Annotated in this window: 9 protein-coding genes; 1 reads left to right on the plus strand and 8 read right to left on the minus strand. The window is 31.9% G+C overall.

What is annotated here, in order from left to right; genetic code table 11:
- Positions 1–58: 58 nt before the first annotated feature.
- Entirely contained in the window at positions 59–394 is a 336-nt protein-coding gene (locus D778_RS07890) for a TfoX/Sxy family protein (RefSeq protein WP_040491863.1), read from the minus strand.
- The gene (locus D778_RS07895; protein WP_065230328.1) at positions 394–777 is read right to left on the minus strand and encodes a nuclear transport factor 2 family protein; all 384 of its coding nucleotides are present in this window, start codon (positions 775–777) and stop codon (positions 394–396) included. Before D778_RS07895 ends, D778_RS07890 begins: the two co-directional genes overlap by 1 nt.
- A gap of 94 nt (positions 778–871) precedes the next feature.
- On the opposite strand from D778_RS07895, the gene D778_RS07900 reads away from it, so the two are divergent.
- Positions 872–1,279, plus strand: coding sequence for a winged helix-turn-helix transcriptional regulator (locus tag D778_RS07900; RefSeq protein WP_040491865.1), 408 nt, complete (start codon positions 872–874; stop codon positions 1,277–1,279).
- A gap of 305 nt (positions 1,280–1,584) precedes the next feature.
- On the opposite strand, the gene D778_RS07905 is transcribed toward D778_RS07900, so the two are convergent.
- The 6 genes from D778_RS07905 to D778_RS07935 form a co-directional block, all read right to left on the minus strand.
- A complete protein-coding gene (locus D778_RS07905) occupies positions 1,585–1,881 on the minus strand; it encodes a hypothetical protein (protein WP_007649470.1) in 297 nt (98 codons plus the stop codon).
- A gap of 658 nt (positions 1,882–2,539) precedes the next feature.
- On the minus strand, positions 2,540–3,274 hold the full coding sequence (locus D778_RS07915; RefSeq protein WP_155949920.1) for a hypothetical protein: 735 nt from the start codon (positions 3,272–3,274) through the stop codon (positions 2,540–2,542).
- A 248-nt stretch (positions 3,275–3,522) separates the two neighbouring features.
- Complete coding sequence (locus D778_RS07920) at positions 3,523–4,053, minus strand: hypothetical protein (RefSeq protein ID WP_007649474.1); 531 nt, start codon at positions 4,051–4,053, stop codon at positions 3,523–3,525.
- 157 nt (positions 4,054–4,210) lie between these two features.
- Entirely contained in the window at positions 4,211–4,723 is a 513-nt protein-coding gene (locus D778_RS07925; RefSeq protein ID WP_040491869.1) for an SMI1/KNR4 family protein, read from the minus strand.
- Positions 4,724–4,843: 120 nt separating this feature from the next.
- Positions 4,844–5,854: a phosphotransferase gene (locus D778_RS07930; RefSeq protein ID WP_007649477.1), complete on the minus strand. Its 1,011-nt coding sequence runs from the start codon at positions 5,852–5,854 to the stop codon at positions 4,844–4,846.
- A gap of 169 nt (positions 5,855–6,023) precedes the next feature.
- On the minus strand, positions 6,024–6,890 hold an 867-nt coding region (locus D778_RS07935), incomplete at its 5' end, for an abortive infection system antitoxin AbiGi family protein (RefSeq protein WP_238307626.1).

Below are 6,890 nucleotides of genomic sequence, written 5' to 3' on the forward strand. Positions count from 1 at the left end.
AAAGTTAATGGGTTTTTACTTGTTTTTTACCACAGTACTTTGTTAGCCACAGTACTTTTTATTTTCCTTTCGAGGTCAGTTGTTCGTTAAAGTCCAATGCAAGTTCAATCCAATGTTCAAAGTCATTTTCTTGTTTCAAGTTTTCTTCTTGGACGTGTATGTAACCTTTGTAATTCCGTCCTCTCATCACAACAGTTGAACATCCTATTTTTTTGACTTCTTGTTCGTGCAATTTAGGGTCAATTCGGCACATCATTCTTTTTGGTCCAGCAGTCAAACACATTTTCCCGTTGACCATAAAAGCCAAACTGCCGAACATTTTTTTTTCCTCAACATTAGCCAAATGTTCGAGTGAATTTCTAATTCTTTGAGCAATGTTTTCGCTGTATGCCATTATTTTTTCGGTGTGTTTTTGTCAAACGTAAGCGTATCGAAATAGATATGCAGTGAAGTCAGTTTACCGTGCTTTGCAGTCCAAAATTCAGCAACATCTCCAGAGATATGCTTTCCATTTGGGAAAATGTAGTCGTAATTGGCAATAACACTTGCATTGTTGCCATCAATTATCATTCTTTTTATTCGTACGTTTTGGTAAAGCCTCGAAAAGCGAGCGATAATGTTAACATAGGTTTCTTTTCCTTTGTTTATATCGTCCTTTTCCATATTGTCGGCTCTGAATTCAAAATCGTCCGAGATTACGGATTCCCAACCTTGCTTTTTTGCAAAGCCTTTGTAATAGGTTTCCAATAGCTCTTTTGTAGTCGTAGAATTTGTCATTTTTCAAATCTTTAATTTAAGTTATTGCATTTTGCAAGTTCTGCAAATGTACAAAAGGTATTGTAAATTGCAAGTGCTTTATTATTTTTGTGGAATGAAAAAAAATAGGTCGGACTGTCCAATCAGTTGTTCATTGGACGTTTTTGGTGATAAATGGTCTTTGTTGATAATCAGAGATATAATGCTCCGTGGAAAGTTGTCTTACAGCGAATTTTTAAAATCGGAAGAAAAAATTGCGACAAATATTCTGGTCAATCGATTGAATATTCTTGAGTCCGAGAATATTCTTTCCAAAAGCGTATCGCCTGATAACAAGTCAAAATTTGTTTATAGTCTAACTAAAAAAGGTATTGACTTACTTCCGATTGTCATTGAAATTATGGATTGGGGTGCAAAATACAATGAAAACTGTCCGAGAAGAGAACTTGGCAAAAAAATTCAAGTGGATAAGTCAAAAGTCATTTCCGATTATCTTGAAAAACTAATTGAAGAATTTGGTTAGCCTGTTCGTTTTTTTCGTATTGTGGCTAACGGCTTAGGCTATGATTAGTTGCGTAAAAGTAAAAACTTACTTTTCATATTAAAAATAGCTGATGTAAAGAAACAGTAATTAAGGTGTTGCATAGAGTAGCAATTAATTATAGCCATTGTTGTAAACAGTTTTTATTATGTCAGGTTATTATAGTATGCTTTTAGTAGGTAATTCTAAACATCTTTCAGATGAAGAAAACGATATTATAAATAAACTATATAAATTGTCCTCGTCTGTTGCGGAAAACGATGTTGATTGTCCTAAAAAAAAGCATATTAGAGATTCGGTTGAATGTCTTTTACAGAAACTACTAACCAAAAAGGTTCTTGTTCAGAGATAGAATTTTGTTTTAGATTCTGTTGAACGTTCTTTTCTATATCCATTCCGTTATCTATTAAAGGTATTTCTTTTAATGTTTTAACGGCACTTTCAAAATCAGAAACAAGGAAGCTTTTTTCTTTTGATGATGTTATTTCTGTTTTTGACGTAGATATATTGAAATCGTGAACAAATCCGTTTTTGCTTGGTGTCATTTCGGAAGAAGATATAAATTCAATTATTTCATTTGTCATATTAGTTGTTTATTTTTAAAAATTTTAGTTGATGTTTAATTCAGAATCCCGTAGGCAGTCAAAAGAATTAAAGATGTTATTGAAAGACAATAGAATCCGTATTTCGCGTATTCGTAGTGCCATTTTTTCTTTAAGGAAAATGTTTCATAATCTTTCAAATCCCCGTTCACGACGTCTGCTCGTTTTTCCTTATAAAATGTTAAGGTCTGATTATGTTCGTCAATTACGTGATGCAAGAATACAAGCCCTAATAGACAGGAAAGACTTAGAGATAGCAATACCACCGCAAATAATAATTGATGATTCTGACTGTTCTCAGGTTTAAAAGCTACCAATACGCTTATAAGTCCAAAAGTAATAGTCAATATGTGTCTTGTTATTTGAATTAGTTTTTCATATCGGCTAAATTCATATTCTTGAATTATAGATGATATTTTTTCAGATTGGTCGTATGTTTTTTGGTCAATCATTTTAAATTGTTTACAACGGTCTCGTATAACCGTCAGTTACGGGATTAAAGTTACTAATTTTCGGTTAAGCACTGACGTTAGCAATTCCGAGTGGATTCGGACGTAGTCGAATCCGCCGTAATTGCGGTTATACATTGTTGTGCTTTCGTTGTTTATCTATTCTAATGAAATAGTTATTAGATGTGAAACTATATTAATTTATCACTAAACTTAAAACTATTCATTGTCGTTTTAAATTTATTTTTCCAATCAAATTTATTCATTCTGCTTCTAGTAGGTGCATATCTTGTATAAATTTCTATTTGGTAATTCTCAAAAAAGAAAGTATAACAATTTCGTTTATAAAGAGTTCCAACTCTTCCTTCAAATATGCTATAAGATTGTATTAAACATTTTTTGCCATTTATTTCACTGATTTCTATTTTATCCCATGAGCATTTCCAATTATTTGAATCATGCTTAAAAAGCGCATTTTTATAGTATTCATTTGCCTCATGGAAAGCTTTTTTATCATCCAAAAGTATTTTTTTGAAGTTTTCTCGCTCAGTTATATTTATATCTCTAAGAAAAATAATCAATGATGCCTCATGATATTCGTAAAAATTATAGGTGTAAAACCCTAAGCTGTATTCATTAACTTTACAATACTTTTTATCAAATCTTTTTGGAATAATTAAAGAACCAATATTCTTGATAATAAGCTTATTCCATTCTTTATCTTTTGGTAGAATAAAAAATTCATATGATTTTTCTTCACTTGTATATTCAATTTTATAATCATCATCTGAATGGATGTCTTTTTCTTCAATATCTAAATCTTGATAATTAAAATATTCTTCAAAGCTCAAATTTTCAAGATATCTCATGTAATCTTCAGGGTTGTCAAACCCATCTTCAATCATTTTATCTGTAAAACTACTCATAGTATATGTGTATTATTTGATATAATATTTCAGTTCACTTATGTGTTTAAATTTCATTATGTTTAAAATCATGTAGCTTTACTTCTGGTCACAATGAAGCACAACGTGTTTGTATATGGTTTGTTGCGTGGTTTAGCACGTAATTTAGCAAATAAAAACCGAATAGAAAATCCGCTAGGATTTTCGTAAGTAGGCTAGAACTAGCAATAAATTATATACGGTGTTACCTGCTGGCTTTTATTTCAGTTCTAATTTTCTAATCCAATTCGGACAGTTAAATATGAACCATCGTATTCAATTTCCGCAATATGTGATTTAAATGGATTTTTGATAATTCCGTGAACTTCTTCAACGTCATATTCCGCAATATATCCAATTTTTTTTCCGTCGTGTTTCACTACGATTGCTCTATCCGAGAATTTATTATTTTTTTCGTGTTTTAATTCCAACTCGTCATATTCCGAACAATAGTTTAGGATATAATTTTTTCTACTTGCAATGTGAACTCCTGTTACCTCGTATTCTTCGTAAATTCCAGTTCCAGTTTCCGATTCTATATTCTCAAGTATTGTTTCATTTCCTTCATTCGCTCTAATTTCCGCAAGTAGCGCTTTTGAAGAGGCAATTCGTTCTTCAGTTCTTCTAATCAGTTCTGAAGTCGGAATATAATCATCAGGTTTTTTATTAATTTCAGATTTCGGTTTCGGGTTCGGTTTGTTAGATTTTATTATAAAAATCAAACCTAAAATCACAATTCCAATTATAATGTATGTTAGCATCGTTTTTCAGCTTGCAGGTAACGGTCTAGTATAACCGTCAGTTACGGGTTAAAGTACGCAAATTTTTCGGTTTAGCACAGACGTTAGCAATTCCGAGTGGATTCGGACGTAGTCGAATCCGCCGTAATTGCGGTTATACATTGTTGTGGTTAGTTTTTTATTCCGTTTCAAGTTGTTCATTTATAAATTCTAATACGTCATTAAAATAACTTTCCAAATTTTCGTGTTCTTCTTCTCCAGGATACCAATTTGCAAACTTCCAGTATTTCCATTTTTCTCTTTTCAAGTCAGATGGGATTAATAAAAAGTATTGCTCTTCATTTATTCCGCCAACAAGGATACTTTTTTCCAGTTCCTTTCCTATATTTTCAATTCCATCAATGCTGTAAGCTTCGATTATGTGGCTATCAACGTTTTTTAAATAGTCAATATTGTCAGTTGGCTCAAAAGTCGGCTCTATATCATTTGGTGCAGAAAATCCGTTTGTTAAAGACAAGAATTCTTTAAAGTCAGCTGGAAATTCAATTCCAAGTCTTTTTTCGGTCAGTTTTATTTCAGTTTCAGATGCTGGTTTAGTTCCCAACCATTTATTTTCAGTCTGTTCTTGAGTAAACTCAAAATCAGCTAACTCAATTGCTTTCTCTGATATTTGTTTTAGAAGACTGTTCATTTTCAAATTAACCACAACGGTCTCGGCTATGAGTAGTTGCGTGGTTTAGCACTTAACTTTACAAGTACACACCAAACTGAAAATCCTTGTGGATTTTCAGAAGTAGGCGAGAACAAGCAATTACTTATAGCCATTGTTAGCCACAGTTATTTTTTTGTTTTTATAATATTCCATCCAAGATTTTATTCTTCCGACAAACATTTTTAGATAGTTTTCGGTTAGAAAAATATTTGACCAATCAAACCTTTGTGCTTGTACCCCAAGATAAAAAGCAAAGATTGAAGCTCCAGCTTCTGGAATTAATTCAATTTCTTCGTCTGTAAGTTCTCTTATTTCTCGATAACCATTTAGAAAGCTTTCAACTTTTGATTCATATTTTTCCTTGTCAGATTCTATGAAAAATAATTGTTTGCAAAAGTAACCAATGTCAAAAATCAATAATCCATTTCCACAATTGTCAAAGTCAAAAATTGTAATTTCTTTGTTGTCCTTAACACTCAAATTATCATACCAAATGTCAAGATGAACAATCCCTTTTTGAAAATTTAATGGATTAATTTTCTCAAAGGTCTCTGAAATTTTATAGTTAAGTTCTTTAAGATACCTCATTTCGGTCAAATTCTCTGCAAAAAAATGAGCCAGTTGTTTATAGGACTTTTTTAAAAGTAACTCAGAATTATAATCAGTTCTATTAATTGACTTGTTAGCTGTAATATTATGAATGCTAGCCATAAGTGAGCCAATTTCAGAACAGGTGTCATTGTTCATAAATCTCATTTTTTCTCCTTTTGCGAAAGAGAAGAGAACAACATAGCGAATTCCTTCGGGTGCATTTATTTCTTGAATTTGGTTGTCTTCTTTGTCAGAAATTGGATATGAAACGGAAAGTTTGTTTTTTTTGAGTAATTCGAGTAATAATAATTCTTCTTGAATTTCAGTTTTTGTTCTCCAATTATGAGAGTAAACTCTGATAACAAATTTTCTTTTTGTATTTGTAATGAAATAAGTGTGATTCAATCCAGTTCTGAATAATTTACATTCAAAACTTTCGCTTAAATTGTATTTATCTTTAATGAAATCACCTAATTCTTTTTCTGATAAAGTCGAATTTGATACTGGGAAAGTTGTCATTCGGTTAGTTCTCGGGTTTAATTGTGGCTAACGGTCTCGTATAACCGTCAGTTACGGATAAATATACGAAGTTTTTCGGTTTAGCACTGACGTTAGCAATTCCGAGTGGATTCGGACGTAGTCGAATCCGCCGTAATTGCGGTTATGCTTTGTTGTACACAGTTCTTGCCTAAAAATCTTGTAAAATTTGTTCTGTGGAAACTATTTTTGTCTTGAGTATTTTAATTTCATTTTCTGTGAAGTTTTCAGTCATTAAATCTAATGCATCGAATAGAGCAATCATCTCACTTTCTTTTTTCACAATAATATATTTAACGTCCTCACATTGAAAAGTTAAAGGGAAGTTTTTCGCCAAAGAGTCATTCGCAGAAGCACGCTTAATTTCATTAAGAAATTCTTCTTTTGATAATCTGTAATCACTTCCATCGTCGGTACTTAACAGCGGGACGTATCGCCACTCTCGTTCATCGTAAAATCTTTTTTCTACATATTTATTAATTCGCCACATTTGTCCAGTATATGGCTTGTAAAAACCGGCTAACTCAAATAAAGCAAAGTATGGATCTTCTTCCGTGGGCAAATGTTTTATCTCTTCATCAAATTTTGTAATGAATTTTACTAATTGTTTTAAATAATTTAGTTGAGTTGAATTTTCGTGAATATAATTTAAAGGTGTCAATCCGTGTTTTTTACCCCATTTTTTCGATAAACCAATCCCATAAGAACCGTAAAACTCGAGATGTTTGTCTACCATTGATAATGGTAAGTCGCAAAAGCAAGTCATCGGTACAGCTGTTTCTTTTTTGTTATCCGTATCAAAGAATAAATCGTACCCTAATTGTTCTAAACAAAACCTAGGCGCAAATCCGTTTTTTAAGATATTAATAATTTTTTCAGCAGAATTTGTGAAGTGAAATAGAGTTTTTGAAGATATTACTGACATTTTCTGTTTTTTTGAATTGTGTACAACGGTTTTGTGTATGGCTCGTTGCGGGAAATCCGCGAGGATTTTCCGCCGTAAAACGAAGATAGCAAA

The organism is Xanthomarina gelatinilytica (assembly GCF_000348685.1).
Classification (GTDB): Bacteria; Bacteroidota; Bacteroidia; order Flavobacteriales; family Flavobacteriaceae; genus Xanthomarina; species Xanthomarina gelatinilytica.

Bases quoted from the DNA above. Each gene is read 5' to 3' on its own strand.
- D778_RS07890 (WP_040491863.1), bottom strand. From the start codon at position 394: ATGGCATACAGCGAAAACATTGCTCAAAGAATTAGAAATTCACTCGAA.
- D778_RS07895 (WP_065230328.1), bottom strand. From the start codon at position 777: ATGACAAATTCTACGACTACAAAAGAGCTATTGGAAACCTATTACAAA.
- D778_RS07900 (WP_040491865.1), top strand. From the start codon at position 872: ATGAAAAAAAATAGGTCGGACTGTCCAATCAGTTGTTCATTGGACGTT.
- D778_RS07905 (WP_007649470.1), bottom strand. From the start codon at position 1,881: ATGACAAATGAAATAATTGAATTTATATCTTCTTCCGAAATGACACCA.
- D778_RS07915 (WP_155949920.1), bottom strand. From the start codon at position 3,274: ATGAGTAGTTTTACAGATAAAATGATTGAAGATGGGTTTGACAACCCT.
- D778_RS07920 (WP_007649474.1), bottom strand. From the start codon at position 4,053: ATGCTAACATACATTATAATTGGAATTGTGATTTTAGGTTTGATTTTT.
- D778_RS07925 (WP_040491869.1), bottom strand. From the start codon at position 4,723: ATGAACAGTCTTCTAAAACAAATATCAGAGAAAGCAATTGAGTTAGCT.
- D778_RS07930 (WP_007649477.1), bottom strand. From the start codon at position 5,854: ATGACAACTTTCCCAGTATCAAATTCGACTTTATCAGAAAAAGAATTA.